Genomic DNA, 20,145 nt, shown 5'->3' with positions numbered 1-20,145 from the left:
AGCTTGAGGTGCTAGTCCTCGTATTAGAGGGTGGGGGTTCAAGTCCCCCCTCGCGCACAAGAAAACCCCATGTGGGATATAGAAAAACCGGCTCCTGTTGACAGGAGCCGGTTTTTTGTTGATTTAGGCCCCTCTGTTGCAAATCAGGTACCGGCGGAATTTTATACCCCGGTAGATTATCAACTTTACTCATCAGTTAAACTGATTATTTTCGGCTGGCGCCTTTAAAAAATTTTGAAATCGGGGGCAGCTCCCAGCCTCCAAGCCAGTCTCTCTAGCCTTCGACCGGGCGATAAACTAGCCCTATGCAGCCTACTGAACCCCGTGCATCCGCCCTGCTCCTTGACCATACCTTCAGTGAGACCTTCCCTGACCTCACCCGCCGTGCCCAGCCGGATATCCCGCAGGGTACCCGCCTGGCCTGGCTCAATGAGAATCTTGCCCGCGACCTGGGGCTGGACCCGGCCTGGCTGCGCACTAACGCCGGTCTAGCCTGGATGACGGGCAGGGGAGAGGCCCCCACGGTCGCCCTGGCCTACTCGGGCTACCAGTTCGGGCAGCTCTCGCCGGTGCTGGGCGACGGGCGGGCCCACCTCGTTGGTGAGCTGGCTATCCCCGCGCGGGATGAAGGCGGTAGGGCTGTCCGCTGCGATTTACACATCAAAGGCAGTGGCCGGACGCCCTTCTCTCGCCCCGGTTCGGACGGCAAGGCTCCACTGTCGGCGGCCTGGCGCGAGGCTGTCATCGGGGAGTCCCTGCATGCGCTCGGTCTGCCGACTACCAGGGCCCTGGCTGTGTTTGAGACCGGAGAGAAGGTGCAGCGCCGCGCACCTGAACCGGAACCGGCGGGGCTGGTTCTGCGTGTTGCCGCCAGCCACCTGCGGGTAGGTACCTTCCAGTTTGCCCAGTATCACTGCGACCCTCAGGTGCGGGGGCAGCTGGTCGATTATGCCCTGGCTCGTCACTACTCCGACCTCACCCCGGGAGAAAATCGCAGTGAGCGGGCCCTTGCCCTTCTTCGGGCTGTGGCGCAGCGGCAAGCTCGCCTGGTAGCTAGTTGGCAGGCGCTGGGGTTCGTGCACGGGGTGCTCAACACCGATAACGTAACTATTTCTGGCGAGGCTATCGATTTTGGCCCCTGCGCTTTCATTGATGCTTTTGAGCGTGGCAAGGTTTTTAGTTCTATCGACCGCCAGGGCCGTTATGCCTACAACCACCAGCCCGGCATTACCGCCTGGAATCTTTCCCGTTTTGCCGAAACCCTGCTCGATATCATCGACCCTGAAAACCCGAACCGGGCAATCCACCTAGCCACCGAGGTGATCTCGGAGTTCGAAGATGAAGTGGTGGAGCAGCAAATAGCTGCTTTTGCTGCCAAGCTGGGGCTTGACCCGGGTGGGGTTGGTGAGGACGTCCGCACTCAGGTGGGTAGATTCGGGCAGGCAACTCTGGGGCTACTCGAGCGCCACGCGCTGGACTTTACAGGGTTCTTTAGGTCTTTGGTTGAAGGAACCTGCCTGCTGCCGGAGGGAGACCGGCAGGGCTGGTTGGCTCGGTGGGAGGAACTGAAGGGCGCTACAGGTACTACCGCTGAGCGAGCCACGGAACTCATGCTGGCACATAACCCGGTCTACATCCCCAGAAATTTGGCCCTCGACGCTGCCCTACGGCAGGTGGAGCGCGGCAACCAGCAGCCGCTTGAGGAGCTGTTGGAAGCCGTCAGTAACCCCTTTGAGCGCCGCCCCGGCCTGGACTACCTGGAAGGCGCTCCTGCTGAGTCCCGCTTCTTCACGAGCTTTTGCGGAACGTAGAGCAACTTCTCTTATCTAGAATTTGGTTTAAAAGGGCCGGGGCCTACCACCGACAAGTTCGGTGGTAGGCCCCGGCCTTCTGCTAGCGGGAGCGGCGGTGCAGCCAGCTCAACAGGGCGGCACCTAGAGCCAGGGTTCCTGCGGCAGCAGCGGCGAGGACGCCAGCCCGCGGCTTCTTGCCAGACGCTAGGGGAGCCTGGGGTGCGGCAGTTGCGGGAACAGCCTCCACCACGGGGATACTGCCGGTGTAGACGGTCTGAACATCGAGCACATCGCGCTCAGCCACCTCGGCCTGAGGCTCAGCGCCATCTTCAGCCTGCTTGTTGCCCTGGGCGTTTTCCTGCAGACCCGAAGCTGCACGCAGCGGGGGAGTCTTGAAGAAGAGAGCCAGAACAAAGGCCATAACGGTGGCAAAGAAGGCAACCCAGTAGACCGACAGGGTTGAAGCGTTGAAGCCAACCATGAAGGGGCGGGTGAGGCGGGCGTCCGCACCGGTGAGGTAAGAAGTATCAGAGGTTGAAACGCCTGATTCTTCACCATCGGTGGAGGTAGAAGAAATCTGCTCTGCCAGGGTGGGGGTGAGCTGGTCTACCCAGTAGGAGCGCTGGGCTTCATCAGACCAGTCAACGGCCAGGGTGCCGTCCTGAACCGACGCATGAGCCTGCTCGGCGGCAGATGCCAGTGCAGCCTCTTCAGCGGCAGGGGTGGCTTCAGCTACCTGGGCGTCAATGAAGGTCTGGGCCTGGTCGGCAGGCAGGGCACCAGCGTCAACCTGGGCCTGAACCGCAGCAGAAACCTGCTGGTAGACCGCATCGTCGGCGGCGGTGCGAGCCTGATCAGAGGCGGTTGAGAGCTGAGAGGCGATAGAGCTCTGGGCGGGCTCCACAATCTGATTCCACATCTGCTCCATGATGCCCTGGTTTTCAGGAGCGGAGGCCACGGCGGGAGTCAGAGCGGCGTCAAGACCCGAACGCAGGTCGTCCTCGTTGCCCATGGCCTTCATGATGTTGCCGGGCATAGCTGAGAAGAGAACCGACAGCAGGACTGCGGTGCCCATGGTGCCACCGATCTGACGGAAGAAGGTAGCGGCAGAGGATGCCACACCCATGTAGGAGGGAGCAACAGCATTCTGGGCTGCCAGGGTCAGGGACTGCATGAGCTGACCCAGGCCAAGACCCATGATGAACATGCCTAGCATGAGGAACCAGAGGGGGCGGTCCGCTGTCATGAAGGTCAGGTAGTAGTAGGCAACCACCATGAGGGCGGTGCCCAGAATGGGGAAGATGCGGTACTTGCCGGTGCTAGCGACCATGCGACCCGACACGATGGACGCGGTCATAATACCGGCCATCATGGGTAGGGTTGCGAAGCCCGACTCGGTGGGGGTTAGCCCGGTGACAATCTGCAGGTAGAGGGGGATGGTCATCATGGCGCCGAACATGCCGAAGCCAACCAGGAAGCCCAGAAGGGACGACATGGAGAAGGCACCGGAGCGGAAGAGAGCCAGCGGGAGGATGGCGTCCTGGCCCATCTTGGATTCGATGATGAGGAAGGCTGCTAGACCCAGGGCGGAGATGACGAAGCAGGTGATGGATGCTGCGGAGGTCCAGCCCCATTCGCGACCCTGTTCAGCAACGAGCAGGAGGGGGACCAGAGCTACGACAACGCTGGTTGCACCCCACCAGTCAACGCGGGGCTTGAGAGCAGCATCGGTGATGCGGGGCAGGTGCAGGAACTTCCAGACCATGGCCAGGGCAATGATGCCGATGGGGACGTTGATGAGGAAGACCCAGCGCCAGCCGGTAATCCACAGAATTTCGTCGCTACCGGCAAAGAGGCCACCGGTGAGGGGGCCGAGCACGGAGGAGATGCCAAAGATGGCCAGGAAGTAGCCCTGGTACTTGGCGCGCTCACGGGGAGCCAGCATATCGCCCATAATCGCCATGGGTAGAGACATGAGGGCGCCCGCGCCGATGCCCTGGAAGGCGCGGAAGGCTGCCAGCATGATCATTGAGGTGGAGAAGCTGGAAAGAAGCGAACCCAGAATGAAGACGACGATACCGAAGAGGTAGAGGGGTCGGCGGCCGAAGAGGTCGGAGAGTTTGCCGTAGATAGGGGTGGTGATCGTGGAGGTGATCATGTAGGCGGTGGTGACCCACGCCTGCTGTTCTAGGCCGTGGAGGTCATCACCGATCGTCCTGATAGCTGTGGAGACGATGGTTTGATCGAGGGATGAGAGGAACATACCCGCCATAAGACCGACGATGACCAGCATGATTTGCCGATGGGTCATGAGGGGTTGGTCTTGGGCGGTTGTCTGCTCTGGTGTAGCTGGTGCTGTAGACATGACGAACCTTTAGGTCTGGAGTGAATTGTGGGTTCGCGCGGTTTTGCTTGGTCTACGGTGCGCGGACGCTTGTGGCGGGCGGTTGCGTAGTCTTGGGTTCGCGAACTTAACAAGCTTAAGTGCAGTTCTGCAAAAATATTTCCTTCTGGAAGCGTCTTGTGTGCCACAGTGGGCAGGGTGGCTTGAAATTATCTACGTAAGGCCGGGTGTGAGTTTTCACAAAGGGTCAACCTGCACATATTTGGTTTTGTGGGCTTTTCTGAGTAAAGGTCGGTAAAACCCCAAATGAAAAGCACATAAACCCACACAAAAGCGTATTTTTTCTGGCATACTTGAGATGTAACGAACACAAAACAACCCCACAGCATCTGCTGAAAGGAACCTCCCATGGCTCTCGAAAAGAAGAACACCAAGCTCGGCGTTATCGGCGCAGGTGGTGTTGGTTCAGCAACCGCCTACGCAGCAACCCTGCGCGGCGCAGCTGATGAAATCGTTATCTACGACATCGCCGGTGAGCGCGCTGAGGCAGAAGGCCTCGATATCGCCCACGGCACCATGTTCGCCCACGAAGCTGAAGTTTCAGGCAGCGGCGATGTAGAAATCCTGCGCGACTCAGACCTCATCATCGTTACCGCAGGCGCCCGCCAGAAGCCCGGTCAGCCCCGCCTCGAACTGGCAGAAGCAAACGTCAACATCTTCAAGTCCATGCTTCCCAAGGTCATGGAGGTAGCCCCCAACGCTATCCTCATGATCGTCACCAACCCCTGCGACGTCCTCGCCGTTGTTGCTCAGAAGATCACCGGCCTGCCCACCGAGCGCTGCTTCGCATCAGGTACCGTGCTCGACTCATCCCGCCTGCGCTGGCTGATTGCTGAAAAGGCCGGTGTCTCCATCAAGTCAGTTCACGCCAACATCGTTGGTGAGCACGGCGACTCAGAATTCCCCGTCTGGTCAGCAGCCAACATCGGCATGGTTCCCCTTGATGAGTGGACCAACGAAGACGGCGAAAAGGTCTTCACCGAAGAGGTCAAGGCAGAACTGGCAGAAGAAGCCATGCGTGCAGCCTACAAGGTCATCGAAGGTAAGGGTTCCACCAACTACGCCATCGGTATCTCAGCGACCCGCATCGCCGAAGCTATCCTGCACGGCCAGGACGCCGTACTCAACGTCGCAACCCAGGTACGCGGCCGCTACGGCATCGAGGGCGAAGCCGCTCTCTCACTGCCCTCAGTTGTCTCCCGTGACGGCGTCAAGCGCGTACTCGACGTCCCCATGACCGACGAGGAAATCGAGCGTCTGCGCGCCTCAGCCAACGCCATCAACTCCTCACTGGCAACCCTGGGCTTCTAAAACCGGATAAGCCACTAGCGCATCCGAAGCCTAGCCCTATAGACAGTGCCGCCCCGCTCCCACCCGAGCGGGGCGGTACTGTTATGTGTGATTCACCAAATTTTCACCGCCCGGTATTTCCCACGCACTGAGAAAGGGAGTAACGTCTACTGTATGAGTAATAACCCTCGTGCCGAACTGGCTCACCTGACCGCCGCCCTCGAAGAGCACCTCAACGCTATTATCAATAGCCGCGGTGAACACGACGCCGCCGTCGACAACACCTACGTAGCCATCGCAAACGCCTTTGAACGCTACGAAGAAGCCCTGTTCGACGCCTATGAAGAGGTCACACCGCTCGAAGTTTTCATCGAAGATGAAGACGACGACGATGACTTTGACTACGACTTCGATGATGAAGACGACGAAGACGATGACGAGGTAGAGTACTACCTCGATGAAGAGCAGAAGTAGACCGGTTACCTAGGTTCTACCTGTTATTCCAAGCACAGCACCGCGAGCGGTGCTGTGCTTTTTCTTTGACTCGCGTAGAGTTTTCTGCTGTGGAATGGATACAAGCAATCATCCTGGGTCTCGTCCAGGGTCTAACTGAGTTTTTGCCGATCTCGTCATCGGGTCATATTCGTATCGTGGGTCAGTTCTTGCCGAACAGCGAGGACCCCGGTGCGGCTTTTACCGCTATCACCCAGCTGGGTACTGAAGCGGCTGTTTTGGTCTTCTTCTGGAAAGACATCGTTCGCATCATCAAGAACTGGTTCGGTTCTTTGGTGGGCAAGGTTGATAAGAAGGATCCGGACGCCCGCATGGGCTGGTTCATTATCATCGGCTCCCTGCCGATTGGTATTCTGGGCATCCTGCTGGAGGACTACATCGATTCAACCTTCCGTAGCCTCTGGATTACCGCAACCATGCTGATTGTGTTCGCAATCTTCCTGGGTATTGCAGACCGTATCGGTCGCGAACAGCGCGAGCTGAAAGACCTCACCATCAAGCACGGTATTCTGTACGGTTTCGCGCAGGCCCTGGCCCTGGTTCCCGGTGTTTCTCGCTCCGGCGGTACTATCATGGCCGGTCTGCTCATGGGCTACACCCGTGAGGCTGCCGCCCGTTACTCCTTCCTGCTGGCAATCCCCGCAGTTTTCGCATCGGGTCTCTACAAGCTGGCAGGCAGCTTCTCTGAGGGCTTCACCGGCTACTACGGTTTCGGTTCCACCGTGGTCGCAACCCTGGTTGCTTTCGTGGTTGGCTACCTGATTATTGGCTGGTTCCTCAAGTACGTTTCCAACAAGAGCTACAGCATCTTCGTCTGGTACCGTATCGCCCTGGGTCTTGCCCTGTACATCCTGCTGGGTACCGGCGTCCTCGCCGCGTAGACCTGTCTCACTTTTTACCCGCCCGGAAATACCTTTCCGGGCGGGTATTGTTTTAGGAAGAGAAAAAGTGCCGCCCGAGGCTATTTTGGGTAGGCGCACATCGACTATCGTGAGGTTTTCATGCGAGCTTGGGACCAGCCCACCATTCCGTCACTCCCGGGGCAGGCGCCCCTTCCCACCGTCTTTGATACTGCGGCCGGAGGCAGACAGACTCTTGAGCGTGAGAGCCGCGCCGGGCTGTACGTCTGTGGCATTACCCCCTACGACGCGACCCACATGGGGCACGCTTCTACCTATGTTGCTTTTGACGTGCTGAACCGGGCTTGGCGCGATGCCGGGGTAGAGGTAACTTTCGTACAGAACGTCACCGATGTTGATGATCCCCTGCTTGAACGCGCTGAAGCGACCGGCGTTGACTGGCGGCAGCTGGCTGAGGAACAGACCGAGCTGTTCCGCACCGATATGGTGGCCCTGAACGTCATTGCCCCCGACCACTACGTGAGCGTTGTTGACTCGGTGCCCTCTGTGGCGGCTGCTGTGCAGAAACTGCTGCACGAGGGTGTGGCCTACCGCGTGCCCGGTTTCACCGACGAGCAGGGCGTTACCCAGCCCGACGGTGATATCTACTTCGATATTGAAGCCGCCCAGAAACTGGGTGAAGGCCGCGAAGGCGGCTGGTCGCTGGGTCAGGTGGCCCACTACAGCATGGAAGAGATGCTGACTATTTTTGGCGAGCGCGGCGGCGACCCTGATCGCCCCGGTAAGCGTAACGCCCTTGACCCCCTGCTGTGGCGCGTTGAGCGGGCGGGGGAGCCTGCCTGGGAGGCGGGGGAGTTAGGACGCGGCCGCCCCGGCTGGCATATCGAGTGCAGCGTGATCTCGAGTGAGTTCCTGGGAGCACCCTTCTCTGTTCAGGGCGGTGGCTCTGACCTGATTTTCCCGCACCACGATTTGGGTTCGAGCCATTCCTTTGCCCTGAACGGTGAGCCTATGGCCCGCCACTACATGCACACCGGCATGGTGGGCCTTGACGGGGAGAAGATGAGCAAGTCCCTGGGTAACCTGGTGCTGGTGTCGAAGCTGCGGGCTGCCGGTGTAGAACCTGCCGCTATCCGCCTGGCGATTATGGATAACCACTACCGCACCGACTGGTTCTGGCAGGAAGATTTGCTGACCAAGGCCCAGGGGCGTCTGGAACTCTACCGCTCGGCTGCGACAGCTGCCGAGGGGCAGGCCGATGAGGCCGCGCTTTCCCTGCTTGAGAGCGTCCGCCAGCATCTTGCCGACGACCTCAACACCCCCGCCGCCCTGGTTGCCCTTGACCAGTGGGCTCTCTCTACCCTTGAGAACGGTGGTGCCGGCGGTCAGCTGGTAGCCGACCTGCTCATGGCCCGCCTGGGTGTTGATCTGGCACCTGCTGCCTAGTTGTCGTCCTGGTCCTTGAGGAATTTCTCGAACTGGGCCGCAATATCTATTTGGCTGAGGTCAGCAATATCGTCGTTGGCCTCAGCTATTGATTCTAGGGTTCGTACGTAGCTGGCCAGCTCGGGCTCGTCCTCGATGAGGGCGTCGGCCTGGTGGTTCCAGCTGGCGATGTCGTCTGCGCTGCGCTCTAGGGGCATGGGGAAGCCCAGAATCGCTTCGAGGGCAGAGAGCAGGGTGAAGGTTGCCTTGGGGTGGGGCGGCTCTGGCAGGTAGTGGGGAACCGACACCCAGAGGGAGAGCGCCGGTATGTGAGCTTGCCCGGCTTCGAACGCCAGCACGCCGATCAGGCCGGTTGGGCCCTGGTAGGCATTGGCTTCTACGCCCTCTAAGGCGAGGACGCTACTGGTATAGCTGGTAACGCTCAGCGGCAGGGGCCGGGTATGGGGGACCTCATCGAGCAGGGCCCCGCAGAAAACAACCAGGTCAACCTGTTCCCGCTGCACCAGGTCTTTAAAACGCTCGATGTAGGCCTGCCAGTTCATGGAGGGCTCGGGGCCAGATCGATGCTCAGAAGAGGCCGGGTTTCGGTGTAGTTGTAGCAGCCGCTCACGTCAAAGCCGGGTGCCGGTGTAGCGGGGTAGTGCTCCCACAGCGCGCGGAAGGCGTCGATAACGGCGTCGCCGGCGTCATTCCAACCTGTGAAACCGACCAGGAGCACGGTGGGGGCGTGAGCCGGTAGGGTGGAGGTGCTTGCAAAATGGTTCAGAGCGTTGAGGGGGAGGGGCTGATTAATCACCCCCATATCCTACCCCTGATAGGCCGTAACCTCTATAGGCAATAGACTAGAGAGTTCCGGGGCGGTAGCTCCGGTGATGTAACGCTCAGGAGGTAAAGGTATGACGTCCCATCCGGGTCTTCGGATTGGTTCTTTCGCGGGGGCGCCAATATATCTGCGCCTCTCCTGGTTCCCCCTCATGGCTTTGGTCGTGGTGGGTTACGGTATGAACCTGGCGTCACTGCGGTCTTTAACAGAGGTGCAGGGCTATCTGGCTGCCGGTGTGGTTGCCGGTACCCTGGCGCTGGGAGTCTTCGCCCACGAACTGGCACACGCTGCGGTGGGCCGGGCCCGGGGGGTGCGGATTTCGTCCATCTCTCTGAACATGTGGGGCGGGCAGACCAAGATGCAGACCGCTTCGGCGGCTACCTCGCTACTGGTGTCGGTGGCTGGCCCGCTGGTGAACTTTGCGGTAGCGGCCCTGTGCCAGCTTATCTGGCTGGTGACGGGTTCCGCCGACTTCTTTGGCTTCGCCTTAGCAGCCCAGGTCAACCTTGCTATCGGTATTTTTAACCTGATACCTGCCTTTCCCCTCGACGGTGGCTATGCCCTCGAAGCCCTCGTCTTTATCCTGGTAGGACGCCGGTCGGTGGCAACCCGGGTCACAGCCTATACGGGCCTGCTGCTCCTTGCCCTCTTAGCTAGCGCCCTGCTCTTCACCGGCCTGTGGCGATCCCCCTGGGTACTACTGGTGGCCGCTGCCCTGGCCTTTTATCTGTGGAGCGGCACTAACCACTCCCTCAAACAACTCGCGCAGGATTCCGACCCTCACCACCCCCTACGGGCGTCCGCCCTGATGGTTCCCGCCCAGCTTGCTGACCCGCACAGCAGCATCGGTGGTGCCCACCAGCGCTGGGACGGCGTATCCCACCTTCTCCTGGTAGAGCAGCAGGGATCGTCCGTGCGCCCCCTTGCCCTCGTTGAACCTACAACGCTCGCTGCCGCGCTGGGCACTCTTGACCAGCAGCCCCTGGCCGCTATCGCCCAGCCCCTTGCAGCCCGCACTCTGGGCATTCAGACCGGTTACATCGACACCTTCGATGAGTACAGCGGCTTTGCCCACTACCGCCTGCCCGAAGAGCAGCGGGGGCAGAACCTCACCTGGGTGGTGATGGACGCCGCCACCCCCGTAGGGCTGGTGACCTCCCAGGCCATGACTCAGGCGGTGCTCGCCACCGTGGGCGCTGGCACGTCTTCATCTAAATGACCCCACCGCGCTTTTCTGAGACAATAGAAGAAACCAGACCAAAAACGAAAGAGAAATCTGACCTTATGAGCACCCCTACCGGTAGCGTCAACCGCCGTGGTCCCTTCCGCCCGGGAGAGCGCGTCCAGCTAACCGACGAGCGCGGACGCATGACCACCATTACCCTGGCTGAAGGCGGGGAATACCACTCCCACCGTGGTTTCTTTAAGCACAGCGAGCTCATCGGCAACGTTGAGGGCACCGTGATTGAAAATTCCGAGGGGTTCAAGTTCCAGGCCCTGCGCCCGCTCTACAAGGACTTTGTGCTCTCTATGCCCCGCGGCGCTGCCGTGGTCTATCCCAAGGACGCCGGCCAGATTGTAGCCATGGCCGATATCTTCCCCGGTGCCCGCGTGATTGAAGCTGGCGTCGGTTCCGGCGCCCTCTCTATCGCCCTGCTGCGGGCCGTGGGGGACGGCGGCCACCTGCGCTCTTTCGAACGCCGTGAAGAGTTTGCCGATATCGCCCGCGGCAATATCGAAACCTTCTTCGGTGGAGAGCACCCCGCCTGGTCGCTGACCCTTGGCGATTTGGCTGAAGCCCTGGGTGAGGTCGAAGAACCCGGTAGCGTAGACCGCGCCGTCCTCGACATGCTGGCTCCCTGGGAGTGCCTGGACGCCGTAGCCACCGCCCTGGCACCCGGCGGCGTCATCATCTGCTACGTTGCAACCGTCACCCAGCTCTCTCGCGTGGCTGAGGCCCTGCGCGCCGATGGCCGTTTCACCGAGCCCGAATCCCACGAAACCATGGTGCGCGGCTGGCACGTTGAGGGTCTGGCAGTGCGCCCCGATCACCGCATGGTAGCCCACACCGGCTTCCTCATTACCGCCCGCCGCCTAGCTGACGGGGCAGAGCGTCTGGCCCCCAAACGCCGCGCCTCAAAGACCGATTTCTCAGAAGAGGATATGAACGCCTGGACTCCCGCAGCCCTGGGCGAGCGCAATGTCTCTGACCGTAAGCTCCGCCGGGCCGGTCGCGATGCCCTGAACCTGGCTGAAAAGGCCGCCTCCGCTGCCCAGAAGGCTGAGGCAGCGCAGGCTGACCAGGATACCGAAAACTAAAACCCATGACGGCCCCGCCACCCGATGATTGGGGTGGCGGGGTTCTGACTCACCGGTGAGTCGTCACCAGAAGGAAGTGCCCCAGCATGAGTGAACGTTTAACCGTTTCGTCGGTAGATTACGAGCGTATTCTGCGGCAGCTCAATATCGCTAACGATAACCGCCGCAATCTTGATCGGCAGTTGCGGGCGGCTGGCGAGCGCAACCAGAAGCTGGTGACGGCTCTGACCAAGACAAAGAACGAAATTGAGCATCTGCGCATGGCGCTGGCTCAGGAGGTGGCTCCGCCGCTGAACTCTGCCCTGGTGCTGGGGGTGCACGGGGCGACGATGACCTACCAGGATCTTGCTGAGGGTAAGACTCCGGCTGAGATTGAGGAGCATCTTGATGTGCTCTTGGGTGGCCGTCTGGTGCGTATCACCTGCTCACCCCTGCTGCCGATTGCCCAAGTGAAGCCGGGTATGACCGTCCTGCTCAACGAGCAGACCCAGGCCGTGGTATCGCTGGGGTTTGAGGGCTACGGTGATGTGGTGACGGTGCGGGAGGTGCTCGATCACGATCACCTGGTGGTTGACCTGCCCAACCAGTCTAAGGCTGTGGCCCGTATTTCGGGTGCCCTGGACCCGGACGAGCTGCGGGTGGGGGATACCGTCACCTACGATTCGCGTATTCAGATGGTGACCTCCCTGGTTCCCCATACCGATGCCCAGGAGCTGGTGCTGGAAGAGGTGCCCGATGTTACCTATGACAATATCGGTGGTCTGGGTGACCAGATTGACCTGATTCGGGACGCCGTTGAACTGCCCTTCCTGCACCCCGATATTTACCGCCAGTACCGCCTCACCCCGCCCAAGGGTATCTTGCTCTACGGCCCTCCCGGCAACGGTAAGACCCTGATTGCCAAGGCTGTGGCTAACTCTCTGGCTGCGCGGGCTGCGGAGCGGTCTGAGAATGGTAAAAAGACCGGCTACTTCTTGAACATCAAGGGCCCGGAGCTGCTGGATAAGTATGTGGGTGAGACCGAGCGACAGATCCGTGATATCTTCTCTGCTGCCCGCGACAAGGCACGAGCGGGCCACCCCGTGGTAGTTTTCTTTGACGAGATGGAGTCACTCTTCCGCACCCGCGGTTCGGGCCGGTCTTCGGATGTAGAAACCACCATTGTGCCCCAGCTTCTGGCTGAGATTGACGGGGTTGAGAGCCTGGATAACGTCATTGTGATTGGTGCGACCAACCGCGAAGACATGATTGACCCGGCCGTGTTGCGCCCGGGGCGTTTGGACGTGAAAATCCGCATTAACCGCCCCAACCGGGCCGGCGCTGCCGAAATCTTCGGGCTTTACCTGACAGAGGATCTGCCGATTAGTCAGGCTGAGGTGGCACGAGCTGGGTCCCAGCAGCAGGCGGTTGCCAGCATGATTGAGACGGTCATCGAGAATCTCTTCTCCGCTGAGCCGGCGAACCGCTACATCAGTGTTGATTTAGAGAACGGCGTGAGCCGCTGGCTCTTCAGGGGCGACTTCCTTTCGGGTGCCGTGATCCGCAATATTGTCGATCAGGCTAAGAAGCTGGCGATTAAGTCTTACCTGTCTACCGGGGCTGAGGGTATCAGCACCGAGCACCTGCTTGAGGCCGTGCGCGCAGAGTTCGAGGATCAGGTCGAGGTTCCCCAGGCCAGCGAAATTGAGGATGTTCTCTCTACCCTTAACATTCGTCTGCGCGTGCTTAACGCCGCCCCGGCTCGTGCCGTCGATACCGGAGCGGGGGTCTAGCGATGACTGTTCGCCGTATCATGGGGGCCGAGACCGAGTATGGGGTTCATGCCCCGGCAAAGCCCCACGCCAACCCCACGGTGCTCTCTGCCTTTGTGGTCAACACCTACGACACCCTTTTCAAGCAGGAGCTCTCAGCGGCCCTTGAGACCCGCTGGGAGTACGGTTCAGAAGCACCGCTAGCCGATGCGCGCGGTTTCGACATGCCGCGCGAGCAGGCCCACCCCACCCAGCTAACCGATACCGCCCACGTGCTCACCAGCGAAGATATCGCGGCAGAAGCCCTGAGCGAGGCCGGGCATTTTGCCGAGCGTATCGACTGGGATGCGGTCACCATGAACTCGATTCTGCCCAACGGGGCCCGTTTTTATGTGGACCATGCCCACCCCGAGTACTCCTCGCCCGAGGTGACTAACCCGCGCGACGCCGTCCTCTGGGATGCGGCAGGCGACCACATCGCCGCACAAACCGTAGCCACCATTGAAAAGGTGACCGCTAGCCAGAGCTCAGCTATGCCCGCGGTTAACCTCTACAAGAACAATACGGACGGCAAGGGCCAGTCCTACGGTTCCCACGAGAACTATCTGGTGCCCCGCACCGTCGATTTTGAGTACCTGGCAGCTAGCCTGCTGCCCTTCTTTGCCACCCGCCAGGTCATGGTGGGGGCAGGACGGCTGGGCTTGGGTACAGCGGGGGAGCAGGCAGGTTTTCAGATTTCCCAGCGCGCTGACTTCTTTGAGCGCACCGTTGGCCTGGAAACCACCGTCCGTCGCCCGCTGATTAACACCCGCGACGAGCCCCACGCCGACAGCAACCGCTACCGCCGCCTGCACGTGATCACCGGCGACGCTAACCTGTCGCACACCTCTAACCTGCTCAAGTTTGGCACCATGTCCCTGGTGCTGAACCTCATCGAGGCAAAAACTGCTCCCGCTATCAAACTGGCTGACCCGGTTGCTGCCATGCACACGGTCAGCCACGACCTGACCCTGAGCACCCAGCTGCCCCTCGCGGGCGGGGGCAGTATAAGCGCCCTGCAGATTCAGCGGGCCTACCTCGATGCTGCCATCGCGCTAGAGACCAACCCCGATGAGGCAACCGCCGAGATCCTGCAGCTCTGGGGCGAGGTGCTAGAGGCCCTGGCAGAAAACCCCCTATCCCTGGCCGACCGCCTGGACTGGGTTGCCAAGTATGCCCTACTGAAGGGCTACGTTGACCGGGGCCTGAGCTGGGATAACCCCAAGCTGGCCGCCATCGACCTGCAGTATTCGGACGTCCGCACCGGCAAGGGCCTGTACCACAAGCTGGTAGCCCTGGGTCGCATGAAGACCCTCTTCAGCCCCGAAGAGATTGCCCGGGCCGCGGCCGAGCCGCCGCGCGACACCCGTGCCTACTTGCGCGGTAAGCTCATCACCACCTGGCCCGACGAGGTCGTAGGAGCCAACTGGGACACCCTCTCGGTACGCAACCCGCTCTCCATCGACCTGCACCGCCTGACCATGGATGACCCCGAGCACTTTACCGCCGAAATCGTTGAACCCCACCTGGGGCTAGAGCACGCAGACCAGCTTTTTGCCCTACTGGCAGGCCAGCAGCACAGCTAGCCGTCATACCCCACAGAAAGAGAGACATCATGGACCGCATCCAGCGCCAGAACACCACCTCAACCACCTCCCAGCAGGTAGAAGAAGTAGCCATCGCCCACCAGAACACCGAGGTGAACGAGCAGGCAGTATCAGACATCGACGACCTGCTGGCAGAAATCGACGGCGTGCTCGAAGAAAACGCCGAAGACTTCGTCAAAGGCTTCGTCCAAAAGGGCGGCCAGTAGGCCCAACCCCCACACGTAGCCAGTACCCGCCCCAACGCCTAAGGAAGACCCGTGGAACGCAGAATATTCGGCATCGAAACCGAGTTCGGCATTAGATACATCCCGAAAGGGCTTGGCCCCCTGGCCCCAGAAGAGGCCGCCCGCAAGCTCTTCAAGCCGGTGGTAGACACCTGGCGTTCCTCCAACGTCTTCCTGCCCAACGGCGGGCGGCTCTACCTCGATGTGGGATCCCCCCCCGAATACGCTACCGCCGAGACCGCCTCGGTCCGCGATGCCCTGATTCAGGACAAGGCGGGGGAGTACCTGCTCAATGACCTGGTCAACCAGGCAGAAGATTCCCTCGAAGCAGAGGGCTATCAGGGGCAGATTTTCCTCTTCAAAAACAATGTTGACTCGGCGGGCAACTCTTTCGGATCCCACGAGAACTACATGCTAGAGCGTAAGGTGGAGTTCTCCCGCCTGGTCCGCTCCCTGATTCCCTTCCTGATTACCCGCCAGATTGTGGTGGGGGCGGGTAAGGTACACCCGGCAGGCCCCCCGCAGTGGGGCGGACGTCCGCTCGGGCCAGAGGGGCAGCCCAGCTTCTCCTTCTCCCAGCGCGCCGACTACATCTGGGAGGGCTCATCAACAGCCACCACCCGGGCCCGACCCATCATCAACACCCGCGATGAGCCCCACGCCGACGCCTCGCTCTACCGTCGCATGCACGTCATCAACGGGGATTCCAACATGTCGCAGGCCACCACCCTGCTCAAACTCGGGGCCACCGACCTGGTGCTTCGCATGCTTGAGGACTACTACCCCCTCGAGAACTTCGAGATCAAAGACACCGCCACCGCCCTGCGCGTCATCTCCCACGACCTGACCGGCACAGCCACCTTCCCCCTAGCGGACGGCCGTGAAGCCAACGCCCTGACCCTGCAACGTCACTACCAGGCAGCCGCCACCCGCTACATCGAAGAGAAGGGGGCCCACCACGAGGACGTGCCCTACATCCTGGATCTCTGGGGCCGGGCCCTCGACGCGGTGGAAAGCGGCGATACTTCACTCATTGATACCGAAATCGACTGGGCCATCAAAAAGAAGCTGCTCGATACCTATATCGCCCGCGGGGCCAGCGGCTACGATGACCCCAAAATCCAGCAGCTTGATCTGGCCTACCACGATATAGACCCCACCCGCGGTGTCTTTGGGCTGCTCACCCGCAAGGGCCTAGTCAAGAACCTCATCAACCACGATGACATTGCCCACGCCACTGTACACCCGCCCGCTACCCGGGCCTCCCTGCGCGGCCGCTTCATCAGTGCCGCCCGCAACGCCGGGGAGCCCTTCACCGTGGACTGGGTGCACCTGAAACTCAACAACAAGCCCCACCTGACCGTCATGTGCAAGGATCCCTTCGCCACAGAAAACGCGGCGATGGAAGACCTCCTGGCTACCCTCAGCCCTGCTCCATCAGACACCTGGTCGCCGCCCTTCATTTAGGCTATAGGGCGAATTGCCAGTACCAACCCAGCTCTATCCGCTAGTATGTACGCGGTGAAGAAAAGCGTTCCTCAGCCGAACGTAACATCAACGAAAGTGAAACCAGTGAAGAAAAAATCAGCCCTTTTCGCATCCAGCGGCGCAGTGCTCGCCCTCCTTCTTTCCGCCTGTGGCGGTAGCGGCGACGGTAGCAGCCTCGCTGACGTTGAGTACTCCATGAACGGGGCAACCGCCGAGCCCTCGGTTTCCTTTGCAACCCCCTTCGCAGCCAACGGCACCGAAGCCCACAAGATTGAGGACGGCGACGGCGCCACCATCGAGGACGGCGACAGCCTGCTCGTTGATGCTACCGTTTTCAACGGCGCAGATGGCTCATCACTGGGCACCACCTACACCGATGCACCCATGATTATCCCTGTGGGTGAGGACCTCAAGAATGCTGCCCCTGAGCTCTACGACATTCTGATTGGCTCAAAGGTTGGTATGTCTTTCTCTTACTCCACCAACATTGACACCGAATCCACTTCAACCGCTGAAGCAACCCCCACTGTTTCAGCGGGTACCGCTACCAACGTTGAGGTCTACACCGTCTCAGGTAAGCTGCTCAAGAGTGCTGAGGGCACCGAGAACGAGAAGAAGTCATCCGCCCTGGAAAGCTTCTCCGTAGCGGATGACGGCACCGCTACCCTGACCCTGTCAGCTGACCGCGGCGATGCCCCCACTGAGCTCTACACCGAAGACCTGATTACTGGCAGCGGTGCTGCTGTTAAGGCAGACGATACCGTCTATGTTAACTACGTTGGCGTGACCTGGTCAGACGGCACCCAGTTCGACGGCAACTTCGGCGCTACCCCCACCGCCCTCTCCCTGAACGGCGTCATCGAGGGCTGGAAGCAGGGCCTGGCCGGTAAGACCGTCGGTTCCCGCGTCCTGCTGGTCATCCCCAGCGAGCTGGCCTACGGTGAGGACGCCGCCACCAGCGGCGCCCCCGAAGGTGCCCTGGTCTTCGTGGTAGACATCCTGGGCTCCTCACCTACCCGCACCGCCGCAGCATCAGCTAGCGCCTCAGCCGACGCGTCCGCAGATGCCAGCGCTACCGAGTCTGCGAGCGCTGAAGCTACCGCCTCAGCCAGCGAATAAGACCTCTGTTATCACTCCATTAGAAAAGGTAAAACCTCATGTCATTTGGTCAGCGTAATCTCGACCGTAGCAAGCCCGAAATCGATTTCCCCGAAGGTGGCACCCCCGAAGAACTCATCATCATCGATGAGATTGAGGGTGCCGGTGAGGTCGTTGAGGCTGGCGATACCGTGTCAGCCCACTACGTGGGTGTAGCTTTCTCCACCGGTGAAGAGTTTGATTCTTCCTGGGGTCGCGGTGAGCCCCTGCGTTTCCAGGTTGGTGTCGGTATGGTGATCCGCGGCTGGGACGAGGGCCTGCTGGGTATGAAGGTGGGCGGCCGCCGTCGCCTGGAGATCCCCAGCGAGATGGCTTACGGTTCCCGCGGTGCCGGTTCTGCTATTGGCCCTAACGAATCACTGATTTTTGTGGTTGACCTGGTAGACGTCATCAAGCGTTAATTCTCGCTGCGGGCATGTGCCTGCGCGTGTTTGGCCCCCGGTTCGAAAGAGCCGGGGGCTATCTTTATGTATGTGACTTCTAAAGCTGTTGAACGTGCTGCTGCCTTACTTGATGTGCTTTCGTCTGCCCCTTGGGGGCTGGATCGGGATGCTGTGCGCCAGCGGGTGCCGGGTTATGACCAGGCGGCGACCGATGCTGCGTTTGAGCGTATGTTTGAGCGCGATAAGCAGGTCTTACGGGCCCTGGGTGTTGAGCTGGTGGCTGAGCGGGCTGATCGTTCTCGGCTGGGCTTTGTGTATCGGCTTGAGGCTAAGTCGCAGGCGGTGGCTGATTTTTCGGCCTTGGACGTGGTGGTGCTGAGCCACTGTGCGCGGGCCTGGGAGGGGACCGAGGTGGAGCGGTTGGCTCGTGCTGCCCTGCTCAAGGTGGGGGCGAGTGTGGGCCAGCGTCTGGGTGGTGAGCTGGGGGAGCCCGCCCGGTTTACCACGGTCCCCGGGGTTGCCGAGTGCCTGGCGGCGGTGGCTGAGGGTAAGGGCGTGAGTTTTCGCTATACCGGTAGGGACGAGGTGCGCACGGTTACCTGCTGGGGGCTGGGTTTGCGGTTTGGTCACTGGTACCTGGTGGGCTGGGATAGGGCCCGTCAGGGGCAGCGTATTTTTAGGCTTGACCGGGCGGCAGGTTTGTCTGTTCTGGCTGTTGAGGGGCCGCAGCCCCCTGCCTCTTTTTCGATGGTACGGGAGTTGGCCGCGCTTGAACCTGAGCAGGTTCCGCAGGTAGCTACCGTGCCCCTGCTGCCCGGGAAGGGGGCGGACGGGGTGCAGCTGGCTCCCTCCTACGGGGTAGTGGAGTCTGCCCTGCAGGCGATGAAGAGCGGACGCACCCACCGGCTCCCGGAGGGCACATCAGCTCCTGGCGTGGTGGGGGACTACCAGCGAAAGGTCGCTGATGAAGAGGAAAGGCTTCGGCGGGAATTGCGGGCCTGGCATACCCCGGCGCCCAATATCGCTGCTCCTGAACGAACAAAGGCCTGGAAGCCTGTAGCTGCTCAGCGGGCCCGTGAAAGTGCTTCTGACCAGCTCATGAGGCTTCTGCTCATGGTGTCCCTGATTGAGAGTACCGGGGGCCTGCCCCTTGCTACCCTGGCAGATTTCTTTTCAACGACGGAGCAGAAGGCCCGCACCCAGCTGGAAGGTTTAGCCAGCAGCGTTGGATTTGAGTCCTTAGATCTAGACATTAACTCGGCTGGGTTTGTGACCCTGCGGGGGCAGCAGATGTTGACCCGCGGTGTGTCTCTGACTGAAACCGAGGCCTTGGCTCTGAGCCTGGCTCTCGACCTGTCGGCCAGTCTCGATACAGAGTCCTTTTACCGCCACCTACGACAGAAAGTGTGGGCCTCGGTTGCTACCGAGAACCTACCCGAGGTTGCGCCCATGCCTGAACGGGTAGGGGTCTATCGGGCCGACCTTGACCCCCTAGTACAGCGGGCTCTTGATCAGCAGATTCCCCTCGATATCACCTACAGCTCCCACCGGTCTGTCTCCCGCCGCGTCATTGAACCGCTGGCCCTCATCGTTGATAACGGGCCTCGCTACCTGCAAGCCTGGTGCCGGTTGAGCGGGCAGGTGCGGCACTTTAGGCTTGACCAGATATTGAGTATGGCCCCGGTTGAGGGTGATAGCTTCACCCAGCAGGTGCTGACTGAACCCGAGGCGGGGGAGGACGCGTCCGCCCCCGTTAGCCCTCGCAGCTGGCTCACCCAGTTGACCAGCGGCCAAGTTGCTGCCGAGACCATGATTCTGGCTGTCGCTAAAAGCCTGCCGGTAGCCCAGCGCGAAAAAACCCACAGCACCCTCTACCGCTACGCCCTTGAAACAGCCGAAGAAAACGGTGTGACCTTCTACAAAATACCGGTCGCCCACACCGCCTGGGCCCTCAACCTGCTCATAGACCTGGGCCCGACCGTCCGCCTGCTCATCCCTGCCCACCTGCGGCAAGACCTACTAGAGCTACTGGGTGACTAGGGGCCAC

At 60.7% G+C, this 20,145-nt stretch carries 17 protein-coding genes; 14 read left to right on the top strand and 3 right to left on the bottom strand.

Annotated features, from left to right (window positions below):
* Positions 1-305 precede the first annotated feature (305 nt).
* Entirely contained in the window at positions 306-1,811 is a 1,506-nt protein-coding gene (locus ACED88_RS09870; protein ID WP_449109485.1) for a protein adenylyltransferase SelO family protein, read from the top strand.
* A gap of 82 nt (positions 1,812-1,893) precedes the next feature.
* Here the strand turns inward: ACED88_RS09870 and ACED88_RS09865 are convergent, their stop codons facing one another.
* Complete coding sequence (locus ACED88_RS09865; protein ID WP_449109484.1) at positions 1,894-4,158, bottom strand: MDR family MFS transporter; 2,265 nt, start codon at positions 4,156-4,158, stop codon at positions 1,894-1,896.
* Positions 4,159-4,545: 387 nt separating this feature from the next.
* On the opposite strand from ACED88_RS09865, the gene ACED88_RS09860 reads away from it, so the two are divergent.
* The 4 genes from ACED88_RS09860 to mshC all read left to right on the top strand — a co-directional run bounded on the left by ACED88_RS09860 (position 4,546) and on the right by mshC (position 8,306).
* Positions 4,546-5,508, top strand: coding sequence for an L-lactate dehydrogenase (locus tag ACED88_RS09860; protein ID WP_237185657.1), 963 nt, complete (start codon positions 4,546-4,548; stop codon positions 5,506-5,508).
* Positions 5,509-5,661: 153 nt separating this feature from the next.
* Positions 5,662-5,961, top strand: coding sequence for a hypothetical protein (locus ACED88_RS09855; RefSeq protein ID WP_237185658.1), 300 nt, complete (start codon positions 5,662-5,664; stop codon positions 5,959-5,961).
* A gap of 89 nt (positions 5,962-6,050) precedes the next feature.
* On the top strand, positions 6,051-6,881 hold the full coding sequence (locus ACED88_RS09850; protein WP_449109483.1) for an undecaprenyl-diphosphate phosphatase: 831 nt from the start codon (positions 6,051-6,053) through the stop codon (positions 6,879-6,881).
* Positions 6,882-7,001: 120 nt separating this feature from the next.
* Positions 7,002-8,306, top strand: a complete 1,305-nt coding sequence (gene mshC, locus ACED88_RS09845) for a cysteine--1-D-myo-inosityl 2-amino-2-deoxy-alpha-D-glucopyranoside ligase (protein ID WP_449109482.1) — start codon at positions 7,002-7,004, stop codon at positions 8,304-8,306.
* Here the strand turns inward: mshC and ACED88_RS09840 are convergent.
* A complete protein-coding gene (locus ACED88_RS09840) occupies positions 8,303-8,848 on the bottom strand; it encodes a PAC2 family protein (RefSeq protein WP_449109481.1) in 546 nt (181 codons plus the stop codon). The genes mshC and ACED88_RS09840 overlap by 4 nt on opposite strands.
* Entirely contained in the window at positions 8,845-9,102 is a 258-nt protein-coding gene (locus ACED88_RS09835; RefSeq protein ID WP_449109480.1) for a hypothetical protein, read from the bottom strand. The genes ACED88_RS09840 and ACED88_RS09835 overlap by 4 nt, the downstream gene beginning before the upstream one ends.
* A gap of 100 nt (positions 9,103-9,202) precedes the next feature.
* On the opposite strand from ACED88_RS09835, the gene ACED88_RS09830 reads away from it, so the two are divergent.
* The 9 genes from ACED88_RS09830 to ACED88_RS09790 all read left to right on the top strand — a co-directional run bounded on the left by ACED88_RS09830 (position 9,203) and on the right by ACED88_RS09790 (position 20,138).
* Complete coding sequence (locus ACED88_RS09830; protein WP_449109479.1) at positions 9,203-10,348, top strand: site-2 protease family protein; 1,146 nt, start codon at positions 9,203-9,205, stop codon at positions 10,346-10,348.
* A 65-nt stretch (positions 10,349-10,413) separates the two neighbouring features.
* Entirely contained in the window at positions 10,414-11,448 is a 1,035-nt protein-coding gene (locus ACED88_RS09825) for a tRNA (adenine-N1)-methyltransferase (protein WP_237236256.1), read from the top strand.
* An 86-nt stretch (positions 11,449-11,534) separates the two neighbouring features.
* Positions 11,535-13,220 (top strand): proteasome ATPase, encoded by a 1,686-nt coding sequence (gene arc, locus ACED88_RS09820; RefSeq protein WP_237204932.1) that lies wholly within the window; start codon positions 11,535-11,537, stop codon positions 13,218-13,220.
* A 2-nt stretch (positions 13,221-13,222) separates the two neighbouring features.
* On the top strand, positions 13,223-14,824 hold the full coding sequence (gene dop, locus ACED88_RS09815; protein ID WP_449109478.1) for a depupylase/deamidase Dop: 1,602 nt from the start codon (positions 13,223-13,225) through the stop codon (positions 14,822-14,824).
* 29 nt (positions 14,825-14,853) lie between these two features.
* A complete protein-coding gene (locus tag ACED88_RS09810) occupies positions 14,854-15,051 on the top strand; it encodes a ubiquitin-like protein Pup (protein WP_237185666.1) in 198 nt (65 codons plus the stop codon).
* Between the two features lie 51 nt (positions 15,052-15,102).
* Entirely contained in the window at positions 15,103-16,536 is a 1,434-nt protein-coding gene (gene pafA / locus ACED88_RS09805; protein WP_449109477.1) for a Pup--protein ligase, read from the top strand.
* A 105-nt stretch (positions 16,537-16,641) separates the two neighbouring features.
* Positions 16,642-17,676: an FKBP-type peptidyl-prolyl cis-trans isomerase gene (locus ACED88_RS09800; RefSeq protein WP_449109476.1), complete on the top strand. Its 1,035-nt coding sequence runs from the start codon at positions 16,642-16,644 to the stop codon at positions 17,674-17,676.
* A gap of 38 nt (positions 17,677-17,714) precedes the next feature.
* Positions 17,715-18,116, top strand: a complete 402-nt coding sequence (locus ACED88_RS09795; protein ID WP_237185669.1) for an FKBP-type peptidyl-prolyl cis-trans isomerase — start codon at positions 17,715-17,717, stop codon at positions 18,114-18,116.
* Positions 18,117-18,188: 72 nt separating this feature from the next.
* The gene (locus ACED88_RS09790; RefSeq protein ID WP_449109475.1) at positions 18,189-20,138 is read left to right on the top strand and encodes a helix-turn-helix transcriptional regulator; all 1,950 of its coding nucleotides are present in this window, start codon (positions 18,189-18,191) and stop codon (positions 20,136-20,138) included.
* Positions 20,139-20,145 lie beyond the last annotated feature (7 nt).

It is taken from the genome of Rothia sp. 11273D007AR (assembly GCF_053547255.1).
The sequence above is the reverse complement of the archived record's forward strand: the minus strand, read 5'-3'. Positions and strand labels throughout refer to the sequence as shown.